The following is a 22,908-nucleotide window of genomic DNA, read 5'->3' on the forward strand; positions in this document are numbered from 1 at the left end:
GGAACGAGCGCCAAACTGCTGCCGCAACACGGCGTCACTGGTATAGACCGGCAGGCCGTTTCGAGGGAAAAGCAGGGGATATTTTTCCGCCCGGGGGCCGATTAGGTGCCCCATCGATTGGATTTGACTTGAAAACCGAGTCCCGTTCGGTGGGGTCCCGCCGCCTCCCCGCAGCGGGCAAACGGGTGGCGCGGCAATCCGCCGCGGGGGCAATGTTGAGCCTCCGTTACGCAGCCCGGAGCGGGTTCCGGGCGTGTTCTTTCTCACGATCGGGTCCCTTGCGGGCTGAACTGGAGCGTCAATAGCGTGGCACGGGACCGCGACGTACCAGCGAAGGACTGCAATGCCATCAGCAACCGCCAAGACGGACCCGCCCGCCCCGCCCCGGACCGCCCCACCCGGCCGCAATCCCGCTGAGAAGGATCCCGGGAGCCTCCGGGCATATCTGACCACCGGGATCCGCTGGGACCTGCCGGCATCGCTGGTGGTGTTCCTGGTGGCCGTCCCGCTGTCGCTGGGAATCGCGGCCGCCTCCGGCGCCCCGGTCATGGCCGGCCTGATCGCCGCCGCCGTGGGCGGGATCGTCGCCGGCAGCCTGGGTGGTTCCCCGCTGCAGGTCAGTGGACCCGCCGCCGGACTGACCGTGATCGTTGCCGGCCTGATCGAACAGTTCGGCTGGCCCGTCACCTGCGCCATCACCGTGGCAGCCGGTGTGCTCCAGGCACTGCTCGGCCTGGCACGGGTGGGCCGCGTTGCGCTGGCCATCGCACCGGTGGTGGTCCATGCCATGCTCGCCGGCATCGGCATCACCATCGTGCTACAGCAGCTGCACGTGATGCTCGGTGCCGAGTCAGCCAGCGAGGCCTGGGAGAACCTCATGGCCATGCCGGGCAGCTTCCTTGCCGTCGACATCGCCGCCGCAGCCCTCGGCGCCGTGGTCATCGCCCTGCTGCTCGGCTGGAAGCACCTTCCTCCCGCTGTCCGCCGGGTCCCCGGGCCCCTTGTCGCTGTCATCGCGGCCACCGCCCTCTCCCTGCCCTTCAACGTGGACCGGATCACCTTCGACGGCTCCCTGCTGGGCGCGCTTGCCTTTCCCGAGCTGCCCGACGGGAACTGGACCGCGGTGGTCCTGGGCGTGGTGACCATCGCGCTGATCGCCAGTGTCGAATCCCTGCTCTCGGCCGTGGCCGTGGACAAGATGCACCATGGCCGGCGAACGGACTTCAACCGCGAGCTCCTGGGGCAGGGTGCGGCCAATGTGACCTCAGGGATGCTGGGAGGCCTGCCCGTGACCGGCGTGATCGTCCGGAGCGCCACCAACATTGAGGCCGGTGCCCGGACACGCAAGTCCGCAATCCTCCACGGTGTCTGGGTGCTGGTCTTCTCACTGCTGCTGGCGGGCCTGATCCAGCTGATTCCGCAGGCCGTCCTCGCAGGGCTGCTCATCGTGATCGGTTCCCGACTGGTCCGGGCGGCCGACATCAGGACGGCACGGCGGACCGGCGACCTGACCGTCTACGGTGTGACCCTGTTCTGCGTGGTGTTCGTCAACCTGCTCGTGGGAGTCTTGACCGGCCTGGTCCTGGCCGTGGCACTGGTTCTCTGGCGGGTGGCGAGGGCCAGCATCCACGCTGAACCGGCGGGCACCGGCGACGGGAACCGCTGGCGCGTGGAGATCGACGGCTCATGCAGTTTCCTCTCGCTCCCGCGGCTGAGCGCCGTGCTGGCCTCGGTTCCGGCCGGAGCGCACGTCACGGTGGAGCTGGAGGTGGACTTCCTGGACCATCCCGTCCACGACACCCTTGATGCCTGGCGCAACCGGCACGTGGGCAACGGCGGCACGGTGGTTATCGAGGAAAGCGGCACGGCCACGCTCCACGACGCACAGGCCGGCCCGCCGAGCCGCGGCAGTTCACGTTCCGCCCTCCGGACCCCGCTGCGGAGCGATAACCGCACTGCGGGCTGATCCGGACGGGGCGGCAGCTTCTCCTCGGCCTGACGCAGCGTTCTTTTGCGCCTCAGGCCGAGGAGAACCATACGACGTGCGGTTCCCGCCGGGACACCCGAGGGGCAATGGCATGTTCCCCACGGACCGCCCGGTCAACGTGGACAGCCTCGGGCCGGGCCGCTTCAACCGCGACGCGCTTTTCGACCCTGACGATGTCCAGCGCCTCCACGTCCAGCAGCTTGCGCGCCCCCGTTCGGGAATCGACGATCCAGAACAGATCCGTGGATGGAATTGTTTCCGTCACGCTCCCCCGGTGGAACAACCGGCCCTTGTGCCAGGCCTCGATTTCCTCCCCGACTGCCAAATCCGAACACGTCCGGATGGTTGAATTCCCGCTTGCTTCCACTGTGTGCCTCCCCTGGCGATGCTCCTGGGAACAGCTTCCCCCAGCAAGATTGCGGCAACGTTTCCGGGCGGTGATCTTCCTGTGTCGCCTGTCCGTGAACTGACCTAATGAACGGTGGGCAGCACCAGGACGCCGTCCACACGCCGCGGGATTCCCAACGGATTGGCTTCCCGGAGGGCGGGATGCAGCACGGCTTCGGGAGCGTCCTGGTAGGCCACCGGGCGCTGGAAGCGGCGCACCGCCGTCGCCCCCACCGAGGTGAACAGCGAGGTGGTGGCCGGGTAGGGGCCGCCGTGCTGCTGGGCCCAGTTCACCGCGACACCGGTGGGCCAGCCGTCGAACAGCACCCGGCCGGCGAGGCCGGACAACTGTTCCACCAGCTCCGCCACGTCCTCGCCCGGCTGCGCGTGGACAGTGGCGGTCAGGCTGCCGGGTACCAGCGCAAGTGCTTCGGCCAGCTCATTGTTGCCGGAGTATTCGATCAGCAGCGTGGTGGGGCCGAAGCACTCCTCCAGCAGTTCCACCGGGCGCTCCAGGACGGTAGCGGCGGTGGTCCTGAAGATCACCGGGGCCGCGCCGTTCGCTGTTGCGTCCTGGTCAACCGAACCGCTGACCACCTGCACGGCGGGCCGGCCCGACGCATCCGTCAGGGCAGCCACCGCCCGAAGGCCGTCCGGGTAGGCGTCGGCGATCCGCTCGGTCAACATCGGGGCGGCCCCCTTTTCCTTGGCCGCCTCCGCGAGCAGCACCGGGAAGTCGGTGCCGGCGGGGATGAACACCAGCCCCGGCTTGGTGCAGAACTGTCCGGCGCCGAGCGTGAAGGAGCCCGCCAAACCTGCGGCCAGATCACCGGCACGGGCCTTCAGTGCCTCGGCCGTGACCACCACGGGGTTGAGGCTGCCGAGTTCGCCGTAGAACGGAATGGGTTCGGGCCGGGAGACCGCGAGGTCGAACAACGCCCGGCCGCCGGGAATGGACCCGGTGAAGCCCACGGCCTTGATGGCGGGATCCTGCACCAGCGCGGTGCCGGCGTCCCGTCCGCTGACCAGCGCAAACAGGCCGTCGGGAGCGCCGGCCGCGGCCAGCGCATCCGTGACGATTTCCGCCGTCCGTTCGGAGAGCCTGAGGTGGCCGGAGTGCGCCTTCACAACGACTGAGCAGCCGACGGCGAGCGCCGACGCCGTGTCGCCGCCCGCCACCGAGAACGCGAACGGGAAGTTCGACGCCGAGAAGACAGCCACCGGGCCGACCGGCTTCAGCAGCCGCCGCAGGTCAGGCTTGGGCGGAGTGGACGACGGGTCGGCGTGGTCGATGACAGCTTCAAGGTAGGAGCCTTCGGTGATCACCGTGGCGAAAAGCCGCAGCTGCCCGGAAGTGCGGGCCACTTCCCCGGTGAGCCGCGCGGTGCCCAGCCGGGTCTCCTCGTCGGCAAGGGCCACCAGTTCCGTCACGTTGGCGTCCAGCGCATCGGCGACGGCGTTCAGCCAGGCGGCCCGTTCGACGTCGGACGCGGCTGCAGCGGTTTTGGCCGCCCGGGTGGCGGCGGCCGTTAGGGCGGTGAGTTCGAGGGTTGCTGTTGTCACAGTGAATTCCTGTTCTGGTGATCGGCGGATGCCCCGGAGAAGGCGAACCCCAGGCCCGGCCTGCCGGCGAGGGTGAGCCGGCTGTCACGGACCTGTACGGGTGAGGGCGCTTCCAGCACGCCAAGTTGTTCGAAGGAGGCGTCCTCGACGTCCTCCACCATGGTGGGTTCGGCCATGGTCAGCGCGAGCTGGCCGGAGAGTTCCGGCAGCAGGTGCGGCATGACCCTGATGCTGTGCGTGCGGGCGAGTTCCACGATGCGGCGGAACGGGGTGATGCCGCCGACGCGGATGATGTTGGGCTGGATGATGTCCACCGCTCCCGCCTCGATGAAGTCACGGAAGCGGTAGATGTTGTGCAGGTTCTCGCCCAGCGCGATGGGTACCGGCGAGTGCCGGCGCAGCCTGCGGTAGGCCCAGAGGTCGTCAGCCCGGAGGGGTTCTTCCAGCCATTCGAGGCCGAACTCGCCCAGCACCTCCAGGGCACGGAACGTGGCGGGCAGGTCCCAGCGCTGGTTGGCGTCGATCATCAGCTTCCGGTGCGGGCCCAGGACCTTACGGACAGCAGCCACGCGTTCCATGTCTTCCCGGATGTCCGGTTTGCCCACCTTGATCTTGACGGCGTTGTGCCCGGCAGCCACCCAGCGTTCCACCTGAGCCACGAGCTCCCCGATGGAGTAGTGCAGGTTCACGCCCGAACCGTACACCTCCACGGAATCCTGCCGCTGGCCCAGCAGTCCGGTGAGCGAGGTTCCGGCGCGGCGGGCCTGCAGGTCCCACAGGGCAAGGTCCGCCCCGGCCATGGCGATGGTGGTCAGTCCCCCGCCGCCGGCTTCGTGCAGCCGCTTCCACAGCTGGTCCCACACGCTCTCGGGGTTCGCTTCGAGCCCGGTGATGAAAGGCGCGACGTCGAAGTCCAGGAGCGCTTGGACCGCCTGCGGGCCGATGGTGGGAGTCCAGGAAAACCCGTGACCCGTGCCGCCGTCGTCCGTCCGGACTTCGGTGACGATCACATGGTTTTCCGGTGCCTCCGCTCCCCAGCTCCGCAGGAGCGGAACAGTCAGCAGGCGGCTCGAGAGCCCGGTGATCCGGGGCAGCGTCCGCAACGCTGCGGCGACCGGCGCTTCGGCAACTGGCGAGCCCATTAGCGGCCGGCCAGCTCGTAGCCCTTGGCCAGGATGGACTTGAGCTGGACGAGCTGTTCCTCGGTGGGGTCAACCAGCGGAGCCCGCACCGGCCCGACCGGCAGCCCGCCCAGGCGCAGCCCGGCCTTGATCAGGGAAACGCCGAAGCCCGGGGTCTGGTCGCGGAGCCTCACCAGGGGCGCGTAGAAACCGTCCAGCAGCGCGTGCCGCCGGTCCTCGTCCCCGGAGACGTAGGCGTCGTAATAGGCCTTGGCGATTTCCGGGGCCATGGCGAACGCGGCCGAGGAGTAGAGCGGGATGCCAAGGCCGCGGTAGGCGCCCTGGGTCAGTTCCGCGGTGAGCAGGCCGTTGAAGAGCAGGAAGTCTGCGCGTCCGCTGGCGTTGATGGCGCTGACGATTTCCTGGGCCAGGCCAACGTCGCCCAGCCCGTCCTTGAAGCCGATCACTTTGGGGTTGGCGGCCAGCCGTGCCATGGAGGCTGCCGTGTATTTGGCGTTCCCGCGGTGGTAGACGATCACCGGCAGGCTGCTGGCGGCGGCCACCGCCTCGATGTACGCCACCAGGCCGTCGGTGGGGCCGGTCACGAGATACGGCGGCAGGACCAGCAGGGCGTCGGCGCCCGCTTCCTCGGCGATGCGGGCGGCTTCAAGCGCGTGGCCCAGCGGCCCGCCGGCACCGGCAACCACCGGCACCTGGCCGGCCACGGCTTCGACGGCGGCGGTCACCACGGTGCGCACCTCGTCGATGCTCAGCGCATGGAACTCGCCGGTGCCGCAGGCCGGGAACACGCCGCCCGGTCCGTGCGGGAGGCGGGAGGTGATGTGTTCCTTGAGGAGGTCCACATCAACTGTCCCTTCCGGTGTGAAGGGTGTGACGGGGAAGAACAGTACGCCGTCGAATTTCATGGGGTCTCCTTTGATCCTGTGCCGGCCGCGACCAGCACGGCGGGGGTCTCGTCATTGAGGGCGGTTTCAGTCTTCAGTTCGGTCCGCCAGCTGCGTTTGGGTTCCCAGCCGAGCAGTTCACGGGCCTTGGTGATCGAGAATGCCGGGCTGTTGCCCCTGAGCCCGGCGGCAAGCTCCGAGCTGCCGGGCAGGAACCGGGGCATGAGCTCCGCAAGCGGTGCGGTGGCCAGTGCATCGGCTGCCCCCACGAAGAAGGTCTGTCCGTTGGGGATGCTGTCCATCTTGGCCAGCAGCAGGTCCAGGAAGTCCGCCACGTCCCGCGCATCCACGTAGTTGAAGAGTGCGGGTGCGGACAACGCCGGATCATCCAGCCGTTCACGGACGGTGTGGCCCTGCTGGGTGGGCGCGCCCGCCCATTCTTCCGGCGAGATCACATAGCAGGGGCGGAACGCCGCGTAGCGGATGGCATCACCCTGCGCCGCGGCGAACATCTGCACGGTCTGTTCGGCGATGAGTTTGGACAGTGCATAGGCGTTCCAGGGTTTTGGTGTGGTGCGTTCGTCCACCGGGAAGCTCTCCGGCAGCCAGCCCGCGGGCGAGCCGTAGCCCAGTACCGTGGGGCTGCTTGCCGTGACGATCCTGCCGATGCGCAGTTCCGTCGCCGCGCTGATGACGGCGTACGCCAGCCTGGTGTTGGTGCTGAAGATGACGTCTTCCGGCGCACTGAACGGCACGGCGATCGCCGCAAGGTGGACGACGGCGTCGGGCGCTGTTTCGCGCAGGAGGCGTTCCGCCTCCCCCGGCGCCAGGAGGTCGGCAGTGCGCTGCTCGACGCCGTCGGGCAGTTGGGCGGCGGGAACAGCGTCGCGGTCCACGGAGATGACGTGGTGGCCTGCGGCGGCGAGGCCGGCGACAACGCTGCGCCCCAGCCGGCCGGAGCCGCCGGTGACAAAAATCCTGCTCATGGTGTTGATTCCTTTAGGTTGTCGGCCGCCGGCTAGGCGCCGCGGCGTAGGTCTGCGCCGAGGTCAAGATCCTTGATGCGGACCGGGAGGGAAGATTCCAGCGAACGGTTGCCCGCGATGCCGACCGAGACGGAGCGAAGTCCGTCCAGGTAGCCGGAGGGGCGTCCCAGCGGGTCCTCGCCGGGGCCGTTGAACAGATCGGACAGGAGGAGCTCATCGCCGCCGCCGTGGCCGCCCTCGCCGTTGACGATGGGCACCTCGTAGGCCGCCTCCCAGTGCCGCTGGACCACCAGGCGTTCACCGTTGCGGCGCACTGCGTCCTCTTCCTCGACGGGCGTCGCGGACGGGTCCACCACGGTCTTCTTGTCCGTGCTGTGCAGGACAGCGGCGCGTTCCACCACTTCGAGTTCCGCCCTGCCCTCGGTGCCGTTGACGGCCACGCGGTAGCCTTCCCAGGGGCTGTGGGCGTTGAGAGAGTAGCTGAGGACGGGGCCGCCGTGGTAGTCCACCACGAGGGCGAGGTTGTCCTCGATGGTGATGCCGGCCGTGAAGACGTCCTGGTCGCGGCGGTAGCCGTCGAAGTGTTCGTTGTCCAGGAAGAGTGCCTTGAGGCGTTCGTCTTCGCGCAGGTCCAGCGCGAACGGGTCCTTTTCTGCCGAGCCTGTTACGGCGGCGGAAGCACCGGCGTCGGGCGTTCCGCGTTCCGGGCGCGGGCCCAGGCCACGCTCGGCAGCGTTCTTATCGCCGTAGAACTTCAAGCCTCCGGAGGCGAAAACGCGTTCCGGGACGTCGTCGATCCACCAGTTGACCAGGTCGAAGTGGTGGGATGCCTTGTGGATCAGCAGGCCGCCGGAGTTCTTCTTCTCACGGTGCCAGCGGCGGAAGTAGTCCGCACCGTGGACCGTGTCCAGAACCCAGCTGAAGTCGATCGAGGTGACCTTGCCGATCACGCCGCTCTGGATGATCTCCTTCAGGGCGCTGTTGCGCGGCGAGTAGCGGTAGTTGAAGGTGACCACCACGTTCCGGCCGGTTTCTTCGACGGCCCTGGTGATCCGGCGGCAGCCTTCGGCATCGATGGTCAGCGGCTTTTCCACCACCACGTCGGCACCGGCTTCCAGGCCTTCCACGATGTAGTCGGCGTGGGTGTAGTCCGGCGTGGTCACCACAACGCGGTCAATGTCGTTGTCCCGGATGAACGCGGTCAGGTCGGCGGGATCAAATGCTGCGACGGGGCCGGGAGCGCCGAGTTCCTTGATGAGCTTCTGGTAGAACTCCACGCGGCCGGGGTTGACGTCGGAGAAGGCCACCAGTTCAGCGGTGTCCGAGTGCTTGCCGAAGATCGCGCGGATGTACATTTCGGACCGGCCACCCGTGCCGATCAGGACGATCCGCGCTTTGCGGACCGCTTTGGCGGGGGCTGCGCCGGAGGGGTGGACAGCGCTGGCGGGGGCGGCGGCAGCGGCAGTGCTGGCCACGGCAGCACTGCTGCCCGGATTGACGGTGTTGGCTGTGTTGCCCATTGCGGTGTAACCCTTTCGGAAGGCAGGAAGGTGGCCGCTTGACGGCCGGTGGTGGTGCGGTGAGAATTATGAGAAAGCGTTTTCTCGGAACGTTATAAGCTTTGTATCAAGACTCTGGCGGTCACGTCAACCATCGCCCCGAACGGCAATGCCCGTAGGGGAAGACGGCGAAGGGGTCGGAGAAGCCCGGAAAGGGGCCACTTTGGGCAGGAGAGCCACCACCCGGCGAATCGGCATTGCCGACGTCGCCCTCAAGGCAGGCGTTTCACACGCGACCGTTTCCCGTGTGATGAACGGCAACTTCACTGTTGACCCCGCCATCGCCGAGCGCGTCAGGGCTGCGGCCACCGAACTGAACTACCAGCCGAACCCGGTGGGACGCAGCCTGGCGCTGGGAAAAACCGACACCATCGGCATCGTGGTGCCGGACCTCTCCAACCCCACCTTCCAGGCCATCCTCCGCGGCCTCAGCATGGCCGCCGCCCAGGATGGCTACCGGGTCCTCATCGCCGACTCCTCCGAAGTGTCCAGCGAGGAGGCCATCCTCGCCGGCGAGGCCCGCCGGCGCTGCGACGGCCTGGTGCTCTGTGCGCCGCGCATGGGCGACGCCGAGCTGGAAGAGCTCGCGCCGTCACTCCAGCCCATGGTGCTGATCAACCGCACCACCGTGGACACACACACGCCCAGCCTGATGGTGGACTACGGCCAGGGCATCCAGGAACTGGCCGAACACCTTGTGGACCTGGGCCACACGCGCCTCGCCTTCCTGGCCGGACCGGCCCGGAGCGCGTCGAACGGCCTGCGCCTCGTGGGACTGGAAAAGTTCACAGCCGCCCACCCGGAGATTGACCTCACAATGCTCGACGGCGGCTCCACCTTCGAGGTAGGGCACCAGTCGGTGGATGCCGTCCTTGCCAGCGGAGCCACCGGCGTCCTGGCCTTCAACGACCTCGTGGCCATGGGCCTGCTGAGCGGGCTCCACGAGCGCGGCGTCAGGGTCCCGGAGGACATCTCCGTCACCGGCTTCGACGACATCCCCTTTGCCCGCTACACCACCCCCACGCTCACCACGGCGGCGGTGCCCATCACCGAACTGGGCCAGCAGGCGTGGCACCGGATGCGGGACCTGATCCGCCACATCCCCTCCGACGCAGTCGCCGAAGGACCCACGGTGTTCCAGCCGCGGCTCGAAGTCCGCGGCAGCACGGGCGCGGCGAAGGGCTAGCCCCTCCTCGGGAGAGTTTTTGTCCAGATAATGGCACCTGGGACCCCTTTTGGGGCCATTATCTGGACAAAAACTCTCAGCCGGACCTAGGCCACGGGTGGCGCCAGGAGGACATCAATCAGCTGAGTCAGGCCGTCCGCCATGTCCACATTCTTGTCATAAAGCCACTGCAACTGCAGGCCGTCAAAGGCGGCCACCACCAGCCGCGCCAGCTTTTGCGCGGGCACGTCGCGGCGCACTTCACCGGCCTCCTGGCGTCGGCCAATGTCTTCGGCCAGCTCCGCCACCACCTGGGCGTAGCGCTCCTGGAAGTAGGGGTGGGAATCATGTCCCGGATCATTCGCCGTCGCTGATGCCACGGCATAGAGCGTGGTGAGCCCCGGCTCCCTGCGATTGCGCTCAGCGATCGGCGCCATCAGCCGCAGGCCCACTTCCGTGTCTTCACCGGCGGCCAGGCTCCGGCGGTCCCGTTCGGCGAGCACAGCCGTCAGCAGTTCCTGCTTGCCGCGAAAGTAATGGAACAGGGTGGCTTCCTTCACCCCCACCAGCTCGGCCACGCGTTTGAGCGCCGTGCCCTCGAAGCCTTCTGTTGCAAAAACATCCGTGGCCGTCTGGATTATCTGTTCGCGGCGTTCCGCTCCCTTGGCGTACTGGCCGCGTGGCTTCGACGTTGACATTGAGTCAGTGTATTTCACTTCTTTCCATAAAAATCAAGTCAGACTTGATTTTTGTCGCTACCATCATTGTCAGGACCCAACGGAGGGTCACTTTTCGTCAAGAGGCAATGTGGCCGTCAAGACCATTCCCCAGGATTCCGCTGCTTCTCCGGCCAGCGGAACCCCGGGGTACCTCGACCGTGCGGACTCTGCCGTGGAACGCCCGGTCCGCTGGCTCGCCGGCTACGCCGGAACACACCTGGCACCGGCAGGCGCGGAAAGCGTCGAGGTACACATCCCGGCGAAGGCCTTCGCGCATTACGACGGCGGCTGGCAGTTCGAGCAGGGCACGTTCCGTCTGCTGGTGGGACGCCACGCGGCTGACGATTTCCAGGTTTTGGAGATCGAACTGCGCTGACGCCCCCACGCCCCACCCTTCCCTTCCGAGTTTTTGTCCAGATAACGTGAGATAAACAGGCCTTTGGGCACGTTATCTGGACAAAAACTCCAGGGCTAAGGCCGGGCTGGGTCCGAATCTTTCGGACCCAGCCCGGCCTCTTTGTAGTACCCCTCGATATGGGCTGCCACGAGCCCGGCCGCCCTGCCGCCGTCGTGGTGGTTAATGGCCGCCAGGATCTCACGGTGTTCGGCGCGGAGCCGGGCGGCGGTGGCATCCCAGTCGGGAAGGTTTGCCGTCAGCCTGCCGGCGTAGCTTTGGATCGCTTCCCGCAGGGAGCCCATCATGGCGCTGACCACGGCGTTGCCGGCAGCTTCGGCGAGGGCCAGATGGAAGCGGACGTCGAGGGCCAGGAATTCGTCGGTGTCCGGGCAGGCCTCCATCTTTTCCAGCAGTTCGGCGGCCTCTGCCAGCGCCGGGGAGTCCGTGCGGGCCCGGGCAACCGCCCAGGATTCGAGCAGGACGCGGGTCTGCACGATATCCGCCACGGGCAGGTGCGAGGTGGCCACGTGGAGTCGCAGCGCCGATCCGAGCGCGGCCGTCGGGTCTGCGATGACCACCGTGCCGGCGTCGGGACCGGATCCCACGCCGGCGCGGACAACCCCCATGGCTTCCAGGACCCGGATCGCTTCACGGACTGATGTCCGTGAGACCTGCAGCTGTTCAGCCAGCATCCGCTCCGCCGGCAGCCGGCCACCCAGTGCCAGTTCGCCGCTGGAAAGCTGGTTCTCGATCCACTGCAGGACCAATTGATGGGTACGCATGGGCCAATGGTACTTGATGTGGTTGGACCACATCCCTTAGAGTGTGGTTAGACCACAGAGCCACCTGTCCAGAGCGACCCGTCCAGAGCCGCTTCAGCCCGATGCCCCGGAGGCAGCAATGACGCACACCATCCAGCCCAACAACCCCGAGGCCACCCCGGCCCCCGACGCAACGGACGCGCCGTCCACGGCCGCCGGCACCGCACCCGGAGCGTCCCTGACCGGCGCAACATTGTCCGGCGCAGTGAACCGGGCCGCAGCAGCAGTCCCGGCCGCGCTCAAGCGCCGCGTGCCGAAGTACTCGGACCTCGCGCCGCTCATGCAGTTCAAAAAGCCCGAGTTCAGCCGCGCCGCGAAGCTGCAGCGCGCCAGCACCATCTGGGAGCTGCGGGACATGGCCAAGCGCCGCACCCCGCAGGCACCGTTCGACTACACCGACGGCGCCGCCGAAGCCGAAATCACCCTGCGGCGCGCCCGTGAGGCCTTCCTGGACATCGAGTTCCGCCCGGGCATCCTCCGGAACGTCTCCAGCATCGACCTGGGCACCGAGATCCTGGGAAAGCCGTCCCGCCTGCCGGTCGGCATCGCGCCCACCGGCTTCACCCGGATGATGCAGTCCGAAGGCGAGTACGCCGGGTCCCAGGCCGCTGAAGCCGCCGGCATTCCCTACACGCTCTCAACGATGGGCACCGCATCCATCGAGGATGTCGCCGAGGCGGCACCCAACGGACGCAACTGGTTCCAGCTGTACCTGTGGACGGACCGCGACCGCTCCCTCGAACTGATCGAGCGCGCCGCCAAGGCAGGAAACGACACCCTGATGGTCACCGTGGACACCGCCGTCGCCGGCGCCCGCCTCCGCGACGTCCGCAACGGCATGACCATTCCGCCGGCGTTGACCATCAAGACCGTTTTGGACGCGTCCTACCGCCCGGCCTGGTGGTTCAACTTCCTCACCCACGAGCCGCTGACGTTCGCGTCGCTCTCGCGGTACACCGGCACCGTGGCGGACCTGATCAACTCCATGTTCGACCCCACCCTGACGTTCGAGGACCTGGACTGGCTGCGCGAGACGTGGAAGGGCAAGCTCGTGGTCAAGGGCATCCAGACCGTGGATGACGCCCGCAAGGTGGTGGACCACGGCGCCGACGGCGTGGTGCTGTCCAACCACGGCGGACGCCAACTGGACCGTGCGCCCATCCCGTTCCACCTGCTGCCCGGCGTCAAGGAGGCCTTCACCAGGGACAACTCCGACGCCGCCATCATCCTGGACACCGGCATCATGAGCGGCGCGGACATCATTGCCGCGCTGGCCCAGGGAGCCGACTTCACGCTGATCGGCCGCGCGTACCTCTACGGCCTCATGGCCGGCGGCCGGGCCGGTGTGGACCGCGCCATCCAGATCCTGGAAAAGGACATGACCCGCACCATGGCGCTGCTGGGCGTCAGCAAGCTCTCCGAGCTCACCCCGGACCACGTCCGGATCCTCGGCAGGTAACCTGCACGCCCGGCCCCCAGCCGCCTCGCCCAACTGACTGGCAGTTAACGCTCCCAAAACGGGTTTTCACAGCGTTAACTGCGAGTCAGTTGGGTTCGTGGCTACTTCTTGCGGCCGAACTTTGGCAGGTTCGCGATGAGGTCGGCGGCCTTCGTGGCGGCCCGGCCCACGGTGCGCCCGATCTGCTGCGGGACGGTGTCATCCCCTGCCGTGGCCACCGGAATTGCCACGGCGGGGCTCAACTGACCGCCTTCCGAGGCACCGGGCACCGCTGCCGGACGGGCCATGCCTGCAGCCGCGGCCACCGGCGAGGGCGCGGAAGCTGCGGCTTCCGCCGCCTGCTCCGTCTTTTCCTCCAGAATCTGCGCGGCCGGCGAGCTGACGACGGCGGCACGCGGCCCGACGTCGAACGTCTCCAGCCAGCTGGCGACGCCGGCGAGCGGTTTGGGGTTCAGCGCGTAGTAGCGCTTCTGGCCCTGGGCGCGCATGCTGACCAGATCGGCCTCGCGGAGCACTTTCAAATGTTTGGATATGGTGGGCTGGCTGGCGTCCAGCTCCTCGACCAGCTCCCCCACTGCTTTGTCCCCCGAGCGGAGGGATACCAGAATGTCACGCCGGGTTGCCTCAGCAATGACGGCAAATACGTCGTCTGTCACCATGGGATCCACCCTAGCGACATATACGCCGGATGGCATCCACTATTTCCTCCCGCGCACCTCCCGCGCACAACGGCCATTGCCCCGCACCTGCCGCAGTGCTACAACGGACTCACGGTTGCCCCGGGCTGTCCGGCTGCGGCCGCTCAAACATGAGGGGTGGGTGGCCATGGATTTCCTGCGCCAGCAGCTGTTCAACATCATCGCTTTTGTGTTTTTGGGCTTGTTCGTGGCGGTCTGGGGATCCGTGCTGTTGCGCGTCGGGTTCTGGGTGCCCGACGGCAGGACAGTCGCGCCGCCCCTCAACGGCGCCCTGGTAACCGCGGCGGGCGTACTGGCCACGTCCCTGAGCTCCCTGACCGCATCGGCCTTGGGGTTCACCATTGCCGAAGTCCGCCGCGACGAGGAAGCCCGCCGTGACCTGAAACCCGGCCAAGCCGGCGCCACCGGTGCCTTCAACCCGGCCGAGGTCACGGCCCGGCTGTCCGGGCGGATAGTGGCCGCAGTGGTGGTTTACCTGGCAGTGGGGCTGCTGGTCCTGCTGCTCTGGCTGGTCAAGGGAACCGCGTCAACGGACCTCATCGGCGCCTTCGCGCTGTCCCTGCTGGGTTGGCTCATCGGCGCCGCCGGGGTGGTGTTCCAGACGGAAAAGCCGCTCACCTAGTCGAACCGGGCGATCGTCGAACCAGGCGCTAGTCGAACCAGGGGTCCAGGCCGTACAGCGGAAACACTTCCTTGCGCGTGGCCATCACGGTCCGGTCCACCTCGTCATTGGGATCGAAGCCGACCTCCCATGAACGCCACCACAGGTCCACGTCGTCGCCCATCGATTCGGGCGCCGTCACCCCATAGAGTGCCCCGTACTTGTCCTGGACGTACTGCCGCCAGTCTTCGGGAACGGGCGTCCGGAGCGGCACGGGCCTGCCGGCCGCGACGGCAATCAGGTGGCTCCAGGACCGCGGCACCACGCTGATCACGTTGTAGCCGCCTCCGCCGGTGGCAATCCACCGGTTGCCGCAGTAGCGCGCCGCGAGATTCCCGACGGCGGTTGCCGCTTCACGCTGGCCGTCCACGCTGATGTTGAGGTGCGTCAGGGGATCAAGCCGGTGCGAGTCGCAGCCGTGCTGGCTCACGATCACCTCGGGCTCGAAGGCGCCGATCAGCTGCGGAACCACGGCATGGAACGCCCGCAGCCAGCCGGCGTCGCCCGTTCCGGCCGGAAGGGCCACATTGACCGCGCTGCCCTGGGCATTGGGGCCGCCGATCTCGTTGGCAAAGCCCGTACCGGGGAACAGCGTCAGTCCGGTCTCGTGCAGGGAAATGGTGAGGACCCTCGGGTCATCCCAGAAGATACTCTGCGTCCCGTCGCCGTGATGGGCGTCAACGTCGATATATGCCACACGCTGCACACCGCCGTCGAGCAGTTTCTGGATCGCCAGGGCGGCATCGTTGTAGATGCAGAAGCCGCTGGCCCGCTCCTTGGCAGCGTGGTGCATACCGCCGCCGAAGTTGACTGCCCGCACGGCGCTGCCGTCAAGGATTGCACCGGCCGCCATCAGTGAACCGCCGGCAAGCCGCGCGCTGGCCTCATGCATGCCGGCGAAAGCGGGATCATCCTCCGTGCCCAGGCCCCGTTCCAGGTCGGGTACGTCCGGGTTCAGGCTGACCCGCCGGACCGCCGCCACGAATCCGGGGCTGTGGACGGTGCACAGTTCGTCGTCGCCGGCCACGTCCGGGGCGGCCACAGTGACGTGCCCCAGGTCCAGCAGGCCCAGGCTGCGGGCGAGGCGCGCGGTGAGCTCCATGCGTTCGGGTGCCATCGGATGCCCGTGGCCGAAGTTGTAGGCGGTCATGGCCATGTCCCACACCACCATCGTTGGCAATGCGGATTGAGCGAGTCCGGGCAGGAATGTCATCAAGGACAGGCTACCTGAGCCGGACGCCCTGATTTCCCGGTCGTCGCGCGGAATATAGTGGTTTACTACTGAAGGAAGCAGTTTCAACCGAGGAAAAGCCGCACATGACGCAAAGCCAGCCGAGGTCCAAGAGCCCGGCTAACTGGCACCCCGGCATGCCGGAGCGTGAGGGTCTATGGATCTTCACGGGTATCCGCGACTTCATCGACAACATCGCCAACACGTCGCCGGCGCGGCTGGCGCTGACTGCGTTCGCTGTTGTCATCCTCGTTTTCACCGGACTCCTGTCCATGCCGGCGGCGTCTGCCACCGGAAATTTCACCCCCCTGTACCAGGCCCTGTTCACCGCGGTGTCCGCCGTCTGCGTTACGGGCCTCACCGTGGTGTCCACGGCCGTGCATTGGTCCTTCTTCGGCCAACTGGTCATCCTGATCGGCATTTTCGTCGGCGGCCTGGGTACGCTGACCCTGGCCTCGCTGCTGGCCCTCATGGTCAGCAAGAAGCTCGGGGTGCGCGGCAAGCTCATTGCCCAGGAAGCCATGAACAACGCCGGGCGCCTTGGCGAAGTGGGCACCCTGCTGCGGATCGTCATCACCACGTCCGTGGTCATCGAGGCCGGTCTGGCGCTTGCCCTCGTTCCCCGCTTCCTGGTGCTGGGCGAGAGCTTCGGCCAGTCCGTGTGGCACGGCGTCTTCTATGCGATCTCGGCCTTCAACAACGCCGGTTTCACCCCGCACTCGGACGGTATCGTCCCGTACGAGACCGACCTCTGGATCCTGGTCCCCCTGATGCTCGGCGTCTTCCTGGGCAGCCTTGGCTTCCCGGTGGTGATGGTGCTGCAGCAGAACGGGCTGAACTGGAAGAAATGGAACCTCCACACCAAGCTGACCATCCAGGTGTCCTTCATCCTCCTGGCCGCGGGAACAGTGCTGTGGGGTCTGATGGAGTGGGAAAACATGCGGACCATCGGTTCCATGGACGTGGGCGACAAGATCGCGCATTCCCTCTTCGCCTCCGTGATGACCCGGTCCGGCGGCTTCAACCTGGTGGACCAGAACCACATGGAATCCACCACCATGCTCCTCACCGACGCACTCATGTTCGCGGGCGGCGGTTCAGCCTCCACTGCCGGCGGCATCAAGGTGACCACCATCGCCGTCATGTTCCTGGCCATCGCAGCCGAGGCCCGCGGCGACGCGGATGTGAAGGTCTACGGACGCACCATCCCGCAAGGAACCATGCGGGTGGCCATTTCGGTGATCGTCGCGGGCGCAACCCTGGTGTCCGTTTCGGCCTTCGCGCTCCTGCACATCAGCGGCGCTCCCCTGGACCGGGTGTTGTTCGAGACCATTTCAGCCTTCGCCACCGTGGGCCTCAGCACCAACCTCAGTGCCGAGCTGCCGCCGTCCGGCGTTTATGTCCTGACCGCGCTGATGTTCGCCGGCCGCGTGGGAACCGTGACCCTTGCCGCTGCCCTGGCTCTGCGCCAGCGCAGCCAGCTGTACCACTACCCGGAAGAGAGGCCCATCATTGGCTAATCCCTCAGGCGCTGTCAACCGCCCCGCCCACAATGCCCCCGTGCTGGTGATCGGGCTGGGCCGCTTTGGCTCGTCCACCGCCGAACAGCTGGTCAAGCAGGGCCGCGAGGTCCTGGCGATCGAACGCGACCGCAACCTGGTGCAGAAATGGGCTCCCGTGCTCACGCACGTCGTCGAGGCCGACGCCACGAACATCGACGCCCTCCGGCAGCTCGGTGCACAGGAGTTCAGCTCCGCAGTGGTGGGGGTGGGTACGTCCATCGAATCCTCGGTGCTGATCACCGTGAACCTGGTGGACCTCGGCATCGAACACCTCTGGGTCAAGGCGATCACGCCCTCGCACGGCAAGATCCTCACCAGGATCGGCGCCAACCACGTGATCTACCCCGAGGCCGACGCCGGTGTCCGCGCCGCGCACCTGGTTTCCGGCCGCATGCTGGACTTCATCGAGTTCGACGACGACTTCGCGATCGTCAAGATGTACCCGCCGCGCGAGACCGTGGGCTTCACCCTGGACGAGTCCAAGGTCCGCTCCAAGTACGGCGTGACCATTGTCGGCGTAAAGTCACCGGGCGAAGACTTCACCTATGCCCGGCCGGAAACCAAGGTGTCTTCACGGGACATGCTGATCGTGTCCGGCCACGTGGACCTGCTGGAACGGTTCGCCGCCCGCCCGTAGCCGGGCCGGCGGTTGAGCCGTTAGCCCAGTTGCTTCGTGATCTCGGCTGCGCGGGCTGCCGCGGCGCGGGCGCCGTCGGCGATGATCGCCGGCAAGCCCCGTTCATCGAACGTGGCTATGGCGCGTTCCGTGGTGCCGTTCGGGCTGGTCACGGCCTTGCGCAGGGCGGTAGGGTCCGCGCCGGGTTCGGCCAGCATCAGGCCGCCTCCTGCAACCGTTTCCCGTGCCAGCAGCAGCGACAACTCCGGATCCAGCCCCAGCTCGACACCGGCGGCAGCCATCGCCTCGGCAAGGTAGAACACGTAGGCCGGGCCCGAACCGCTGATGGCGGACAGCGCGTCCACCTGTTCTTCGGGCACCTCCACCACGGTCCCGGCACCCTTGAGGATGTCTTTGGCCAGCTGCAGCTGTTCGGCCGAGCAGTTGGAACCCGGCGAGACGGACACGACGCCACGGCCCAGCTTGGCAGGGGTGTTGGGCATGGTGCGGATCACCGGCTGACCGGCTGGCAGCGCGGCTTCAAGCTGCGCGATGGACACCGCGGCGGCGACGCTGACCACGATGGTTTTCGGCGAAAGCGATCCGCTGATTTCCCGCGCGAGGTCGGTGATTCCCACGGGCTTGACGCCGAGAATCACGACGTCGGCGCCGGTGGCCGCCTGTTTATTGTTCTCCGGCTCCTCCTCACCGGCAATGGCAGTGATGCCGGTGTAGCGCTGGGCAAGTTCGGCAGCACGCTCCGCGCGCCGGACAGTGGCCACGACGTCCGCCGGGTCCGTTCCGGCCTCCAGCATGCCGGTCATGACGGCCTCGTTCATGGATCCACAGCCAAGGAATGCGATTCGGTTGCTCATTGGTCCATCATTGCAGTTCCCCGCGCGTCGCCGCATCCGGAGGCTGCTCTCCGGACGCCCTCCGGCCGTGAGGCGGCAGCCGGGGGCAGGCGGGCCCGCCCCATTCACAGCTGGCTCACATGATCGGCGCAGCTTCCTCACAAAGTCGGCACCTAACGTAGTTATTACCTCATTGAGGGTGCGAGTGATGAGGCAAGCATGGGGATGTTTGCCCGGCACCGGTGGTCTGCAGCAGGTTTCCCCCATTTTCCTGCGAGGCCGCCGGTGCTTTCTCATTTAAGCCCCAGCGCAGCATTACGTCCGGCCGGCGGACGTCTTGCCAGCCAACGCACAGGGAAAACTCCCGGAACACCCAAAGTGCGTCCGTAACATGGAAAGCGCCTCACAGGTGCGAGTGATGACAGCCGGTTCTTCGGAACCGGCGGAGCGCCGGGCGGCTGCGGAAGGGTTCCCCCAATTCCTTCGGCAGGACCGCCCGGCGTTTTCTCTTTAATCCGGCTGGTCCGCCCCGGACAGGCCAAGCAGCCGGCCTTGCAGGAACTGCCGCTCGGCCGCGTTGCCTGCCAGCCGCAGTGCCTCCCGGTATTCCTCGCTGGCTTCGGAGACGCGGCCCAGGCGCCGGAGGAGATCAGCGCGCACGGAATGGAACACCCCGTAGCCTGCCAGGTCCAGGGTGTCCACCAGCGTGAGGGCGGTCTCCGGGCCGTGCACTTCGGCCAGGGCCACCGCGCGGTTAAGGGCCACAACCGGGCCCGGCGATGCCTGCAGGAGCTGATCGTACAACCGCAGGATCTGCTCCCAGTCCGTTTCCTCGCCCGACGGGGAATCGCTGTGCACGGCGTTGATGGCGGCCTGGAGCTGGTACGGTCCCGGCCGGTTCCGGCGAAGGCACCGGCGGACGATTGCCTGACCCTCCAGGATCAGGTCCTTGTCCCACAGCTGCCGGTCCTGGTCCGCCAACAGCACCATGCCGCCGTCGGGCGTCATCCTGGCTGCGCGCCGCGACTCTATCAGCAGCAGCAGCGCCAGAAGCCCTTGGGCTTCGGGCTCATCCGGCATCAGGGCCGCCAGGAGCCGGGCCAGCCTGATGGCCTCCCCGCAGAGCTCGCCCCGGACGAGGGTGTCGCCGGAGCTGGCGCTGTAGCCCTCGTTGAAGATGAGGTAGACGACGGCGAGCACCGCCGTGAGGCGCTCCGGCAGTTCGGCGCCGCGGGGCACGCGGTAGGGAATCCGGGCATCCCGTATTTTCGCTTTGGCCCGGACCAGCCGCTGGGCCATGGTCTTTTCCGGCACCATGAAGGCTCGGGCTATCTCCGCGGTGCTCAGGCCGCCCAGGAGGCGGAGCGTCAGCGCCACGCGGGCCGGAGTTCCCAGCGCAGGGTGGCAGCAGGTGAAGATGAGCCTCAGCGTGTCATCGCGCACGCCGGCCTCCTCTCCCGGCTCATCCATTAGCAGGTCCCCGGGTGCCGCTCCGGAGGCATCACCGGTGCGGGCATGCAGCAGGGCTGCCTGGGCGTATTTGTCGTCGCGGGCGGCGTCACGCCGAAGCCGGTCGATGGCCCTGTTGCGGGCAGTGGTGATAATCCATCCGGCCGGGCTGGGCGGGACCCCGCTGGAGGGCCAGCGTTGCACCGCCGCCGTGAACGCGTCCTGGACGGCGTCCTCGGCGACGTCGATGCTGCCGAATATGCGGACCAGCACTGCCACGGCGCGGCCGTATTCGCGGCGGAAGATCCGGGCTATCTCGCCGCTGGAAGCCTCCGAGGCGGAACCCCCGGCAGCGGAACCGCGCCCCGTCATCCGGACGTCTCCGAGGGCTTAGTGCTGGAAGGGGCGGACTTCGACCGGCAACGTCACGATCTTGGCCAGTCGGCGGGCCCAGTCCAGGGCGGCGTCGAGGTCGTCCACGTCGATGACAGTGAAGCCGCCCAGGTGCTCCTTGCCTTCGGTGAACGGGCCGTCGGTGACAAGCACGTCGTCCCCCTGCGGCCGCAGGACGGTGGCCGTGTCCGCGGGATGGAGGCCGGCGGCGAACACCCAGGCGCCGGCCGCCTTCATCTCCAGGTTCAGGCCTTCCAAACCGCGCATGATGGGCTCCAGGAACTCCGCGTCCGGGACGGGACCGTCAGGCTGGTAGATGCTGAGCAGATACTGTGACATTTGGTTTTCCTCCTTGAGGATCCGGCCGGCGGGGTGCCGGCCTCTCACCTCCTATACGAACGGCTCCCGCCCGTATCGACACGCCTCCCCCGCCCCTTTGCGGAGAATCCTGCTACGCCTCGCGTGCACCGACCAGCGGGTGGCTCAGGTGCTGGCGCGCGAACTTCAGGGTTTCGTTAAGCCACAGCTCGCGTTCCCCCGCGAACTTTGCCCGCCGGGTGGAAATTTCCGCCACCACCACGCCGTCGAATCCGCTGGCGGCCAGGTGCTGCAACGCTTCCGCACAGCCCTGGTTGCCGCGGCCTGGAATCAAGTGCTCGTCCCGGCCGGAACCGGATCCGTCCGTGAGGTGGATGTGCCTGAGTTTGCTGCCGAGAGCCTTGATCGCCTCAACACTGTTGGCCCCCGCGGTGGCGGCGTGCGAGAAGTCCCACGTGACGTCGTCGTAATCCTGTCCCAGCGGGTCCCAGTGCGGCAGGTAGGCAACCGTCTCCCGGCCTCGCACGCGCCACGGGTACATGTTTTCGACGGCGATCCGCACCTGGTACATGTCGGCGAGCTGGCGGATGCCTGCCGGGAAGTTCTCCGCGTAGTTGTTCTGCCAGCGGAACGGCGGATGGACCACCACGGTCCCGCAGCCCACTTCACGCGCCATCCGGCAGGACATTTCGATCTTGTTCCACGCCGAACCCCAGACCTTCTGGGTCAGCAGCAGCGTGGGCGCGTGGATGGACACGATCGGCTGCCGGTAACGGTGGCTGAGCTCCAGGAGGGAGTGCGGACTCTGGCTGGTGGCGTTGTTGGTGACCATCACTTCCACGCCGTCAAAACCAAGGTCCTGGGCCACGGCGAAAGCATCGTGCACGCTCAACGGGTAGACAGACGCGCTGGACAGCGCCACCGGGATCACGCGTTTTTCCTCCGGGGAACGTTCGACGGCGGTGCTCATCTCAGTCAGCCCTCCCGCCGGAGGCGGTGGCGGTGACCGAGTCGGAGTCGGTGGCGGTGGCGGTGGCCGGGGCGGCAGCGGGGGCCGCAAGGGGAGGCAGCACCACCTGGTGTGCCGGTTCCAGGGGTCCTTCAAAGATCAGTTGGTCCAGCCGGCGGAGGATCAGTCCTTCCCGCAGCGCCCACGGACAGATCTTGACCTTCTTGAACTCAAAGAGCTCCAGAGCCGCCTCAGCCACAAGGGCTCCTGCGAGGAGCTGGTTGGCGCGGGCTTCGGAGACACCGGGGAGGTGCAGACGATCCTCGGTCTTCATGGCGGAGATCCGCTGCGCCCAGATGCCAAGGTCCGTAGCGCCCAGCTCGCGCTTGACGTAGGGTCCGGCCGCGCTGGGGGCTGCCCCGGCGATCCGGGCCAGGGAACGGAAGGTCTTGGACGTCCCGGCCACCACATTGGCCCTGCCCAGCTCGTTGAAGCTTCGGACAGCAGGTTTGAGCGTTGCCCGGATGTAGCGCCGGAGCTCCTTGACGCTCTTCGCCGTGGGCGGGTCCTCCTGCAGCCAGTCCCGGGTGAGGCGGCTCGCGCCCAGCGGCACGGACGTGGCCAGCTCAGGAAGCTCGTCCTGGCCAAGCGCCATTTCGAAGGAGCCGCCGCCGATGTCGAGGTTCAGGATGGGTCCGGCACCCCAGCCGTACCAGCGCCGGACTGCAAAGAACGTCATGGACGCTTCTTCGCTGCCGGTGAGTTCCTGGAGCGTCACGGTGGTTTCGTGCTTGACCCGGGCCAGCACCGCAGGACCGTTGGTGGCTTCCCGGATGGCGGAGGTACAAAAGGCCAGCAGGTCCTCGGCTTTGTGTTTGGCCGCGAACTCCCACGCTTCCAGGACGAATTCGATGAGTTCGTGCTGGCCGGCGTCGTTGATGTTTCCGTCGGCGTCGAGGAACTGCACCAGCGAGAGCGGCCGTTTGTGTGAAGCGAAGGGCACCGGCCGCGCGCCGGGGTGCGCGTCAACCAGGAGCAGATGGACAGTGTTTGAACCGATGTCGAGGACGCCTAGACGCATTCTGCCATTATTCACCGATGGCAAGCC

At 67.2% G+C, this 22,908-nt stretch carries 21 protein-coding genes and 1 pseudogene; 7 read left to right on the forward strand and 15 right to left on the reverse strand.

Features of this window, described 5'->3' with window-relative positions; translation table 11 throughout:
• The first annotated feature begins 343 nt into the window (after window positions 1-343).
• Window positions 344-1,966 (forward strand): SulP family inorganic anion transporter, encoded by a 1,623-nt coding sequence (locus tag ACSQ12_RS17295; protein ID WP_436066237.1) that lies wholly within the window; start codon window positions 344-346, stop codon window positions 1,964-1,966.
• 52 nt (window positions 1,967-2,018) lie between these two features.
• Here the strand turns inward: ACSQ12_RS17295 and ACSQ12_RS17300 are convergent, their stop codons facing one another.
• The 6 genes from ACSQ12_RS17300 to ACSQ12_RS17325 form a co-directional block, all read right to left on the reverse strand.
• Window positions 2,019-2,252 (reverse strand): hypothetical protein, encoded by a 234-nt coding sequence (locus ACSQ12_RS17300; protein ID WP_245198990.1) that lies wholly within the window; start codon window positions 2,250-2,252, stop codon window positions 2,019-2,021.
• Between the two features lie 206 nt (window positions 2,253-2,458).
• Complete coding sequence (locus ACSQ12_RS17305) at window positions 2,459-3,937, reverse strand: aldehyde dehydrogenase (NADP(+)) (protein ID WP_436066238.1); 1,479 nt, start codon at window positions 3,935-3,937, stop codon at window positions 2,459-2,461.
• A complete protein-coding gene (locus ACSQ12_RS17310) occupies window positions 3,934-5,079 on the reverse strand; it encodes a mandelate racemase/muconate lactonizing enzyme family protein (RefSeq protein WP_436066239.1) in 1,146 nt (381 codons plus the stop codon). The genes ACSQ12_RS17305 and ACSQ12_RS17310 overlap by 4 nt, the downstream gene beginning before the upstream one ends.
• Complete coding sequence (locus tag ACSQ12_RS17315) at window positions 5,079-5,984, reverse strand: 5-dehydro-4-deoxyglucarate dehydratase (RefSeq protein ID WP_436066240.1); 906 nt, start codon at window positions 5,982-5,984, stop codon at window positions 5,079-5,081. Before ACSQ12_RS17315 ends, ACSQ12_RS17310 begins: the two co-directional genes overlap by 1 nt.
• Window positions 5,981-6,949 (reverse strand): NAD-dependent epimerase/dehydratase family protein, encoded by a 969-nt coding sequence (locus ACSQ12_RS17320; RefSeq protein WP_209742554.1) that lies wholly within the window; start codon window positions 6,947-6,949, stop codon window positions 5,981-5,983. The genes ACSQ12_RS17315 and ACSQ12_RS17320 overlap by 4 nt, the downstream gene beginning before the upstream one ends.
• Before the next feature lie 32 nt (window positions 6,950-6,981).
• Entirely contained in the window at window positions 6,982-8,469 is a 1,488-nt protein-coding gene (locus tag ACSQ12_RS17325) for a Gfo/Idh/MocA family oxidoreductase (protein ID WP_436066241.1), read from the reverse strand.
• A gap of 202 nt (window positions 8,470-8,671) precedes the next feature.
• Here ACSQ12_RS17325 and ACSQ12_RS17330 point away from each other — a divergent pair, with 202 nt between their 5' ends.
• Window positions 8,672-9,694: a LacI family DNA-binding transcriptional regulator gene (locus ACSQ12_RS17330; protein WP_209742552.1), complete on the forward strand. Its 1,023-nt coding sequence runs from the start codon at window positions 8,672-8,674 to the stop codon at window positions 9,692-9,694.
• An 86-nt stretch (window positions 9,695-9,780) separates the two neighbouring features.
• Here the strand turns inward: ACSQ12_RS17330 and ACSQ12_RS17335 are convergent, their stop codons facing one another.
• Window positions 9,781-10,371 (reverse strand): TetR/AcrR family transcriptional regulator, encoded by a 591-nt coding sequence (locus ACSQ12_RS17335; RefSeq protein ID WP_436067020.1) that lies wholly within the window; start codon window positions 10,369-10,371, stop codon window positions 9,781-9,783.
• Between the two features lie 169 nt (window positions 10,372-10,540).
• On the opposite strand from ACSQ12_RS17335, the pseudogene ACSQ12_RS17340 reads away from it, so the two are divergent.
• Window positions 10,541-10,768 (forward strand): annotated as a pseudogene (locus ACSQ12_RS17340) (fibronectin type III-like domain-contianing protein); the annotation flags it as partial.
• Window positions 10,769-10,863: 95 nt separating this feature from the next.
• Here ACSQ12_RS17340 and ACSQ12_RS17345 read toward each other — a convergent pair.
• Window positions 10,864-11,571: a FadR/GntR family transcriptional regulator gene (locus ACSQ12_RS17345; RefSeq protein WP_436066242.1), complete on the reverse strand. Its 708-nt coding sequence runs from the start codon at window positions 11,569-11,571 to the stop codon at window positions 10,864-10,866.
• 118 nt (window positions 11,572-11,689) lie between these two features.
• Here ACSQ12_RS17345 and ACSQ12_RS17350 point away from each other — a divergent pair, with 118 nt between their 5' ends.
• Entirely contained in the window at window positions 11,690-13,069 is a 1,380-nt protein-coding gene (locus ACSQ12_RS17350) for an alpha-hydroxy acid oxidase (protein ID WP_436066243.1), read from the forward strand.
• A gap of 101 nt (window positions 13,070-13,170) precedes the next feature.
• On the opposite strand, the gene ACSQ12_RS17355 is transcribed toward ACSQ12_RS17350, so the two are convergent.
• Entirely contained in the window at window positions 13,171-13,728 is a 558-nt protein-coding gene (locus ACSQ12_RS17355) for an ArsR/SmtB family transcription factor (protein ID WP_436066244.1), read from the reverse strand.
• A gap of 166 nt (window positions 13,729-13,894) precedes the next feature.
• On the opposite strand from ACSQ12_RS17355, the gene ACSQ12_RS17360 reads away from it, so the two are divergent.
• Window positions 13,895-14,389, forward strand: coding sequence for a hypothetical protein (locus ACSQ12_RS17360; protein ID WP_436067021.1), 495 nt, complete (start codon window positions 13,895-13,897; stop codon window positions 14,387-14,389).
• 28 nt (window positions 14,390-14,417) lie between these two features.
• On the opposite strand, the gene ACSQ12_RS17365 is transcribed toward ACSQ12_RS17360, so the two are convergent.
• Window positions 14,418-15,641 (reverse strand): acetoin utilization protein AcuC, encoded by a 1,224-nt coding sequence (locus ACSQ12_RS17365; protein ID WP_436066245.1) that lies wholly within the window; start codon window positions 15,639-15,641, stop codon window positions 14,418-14,420.
• A 104-nt stretch (window positions 15,642-15,745) separates the two neighbouring features.
• Here ACSQ12_RS17365 and ACSQ12_RS17370 point away from each other — a divergent pair, with 104 nt between their 5' ends.
• Both ACSQ12_RS17370 and ACSQ12_RS17375 read left to right on the forward strand, forming a co-directional pair.
• Window positions 15,746-17,179 carry a TrkH family potassium uptake protein gene (locus ACSQ12_RS17370; protein WP_436066246.1) on the forward strand — a complete coding sequence of 478 codons (1,434 nt, stop codon included), beginning with the start codon at window positions 15,746-15,748 and terminating at the stop codon, window positions 17,177-17,179.
• A 40-nt stretch (window positions 17,180-17,219) separates the two neighbouring features.
• The gene (locus ACSQ12_RS17375) at window positions 17,220-17,858 is read left to right on the forward strand and encodes a potassium channel family protein (RefSeq protein ID WP_198011609.1); all 639 of its coding nucleotides are present in this window, start codon (window positions 17,220-17,222) and stop codon (window positions 17,856-17,858) included.
• 20 nt (window positions 17,859-17,878) lie between these two features.
• Here ACSQ12_RS17375 and proC read toward each other — a convergent pair whose 3' ends face one another.
• From proC to ACSQ12_RS17400, 5 genes are all read right to left on the reverse strand, one after another.
• Window positions 17,879-18,712 (reverse strand): pyrroline-5-carboxylate reductase, encoded by an 834-nt coding sequence (proC, locus tag ACSQ12_RS17380; RefSeq protein ID WP_436066247.1) that lies wholly within the window; start codon window positions 18,710-18,712, stop codon window positions 17,879-17,881.
• A 489-nt stretch (window positions 18,713-19,201) separates the two neighbouring features.
• Complete coding sequence (locus tag ACSQ12_RS17385; protein WP_436066248.1) at window positions 19,202-20,512, reverse strand: RNA polymerase sigma factor; 1,311 nt, start codon at window positions 20,510-20,512, stop codon at window positions 19,202-19,204.
• Between the two features lie 18 nt (window positions 20,513-20,530).
• Complete coding sequence (locus ACSQ12_RS17390) at window positions 20,531-20,872, reverse strand: YciI family protein (protein WP_436066249.1); 342 nt, start codon at window positions 20,870-20,872, stop codon at window positions 20,531-20,533.
• A 112-nt stretch (window positions 20,873-20,984) separates the two neighbouring features.
• Complete coding sequence (locus ACSQ12_RS17395) at window positions 20,985-21,821, reverse strand: sugar phosphate isomerase/epimerase family protein (protein WP_209742543.1); 837 nt, start codon at window positions 21,819-21,821, stop codon at window positions 20,985-20,987.
• A gap of 1 nt (window position 21,822) precedes the next feature.
• Window positions 21,823-22,881 (reverse strand): Ppx/GppA phosphatase family protein, encoded by a 1,059-nt coding sequence (locus ACSQ12_RS17400; protein WP_436066250.1) that lies wholly within the window; start codon window positions 22,879-22,881, stop codon window positions 21,823-21,825.
• Window positions 22,882-22,908 lie beyond the last annotated feature (27 nt).

Origin of the sequence: Arthrobacter sp. LjRoot14, assembly GCF_964253905.1 — a bacterium.
GTDB lineage: Bacteria > Actinomycetota > Actinomycetes > Actinomycetales > Micrococcaceae > Arthrobacter.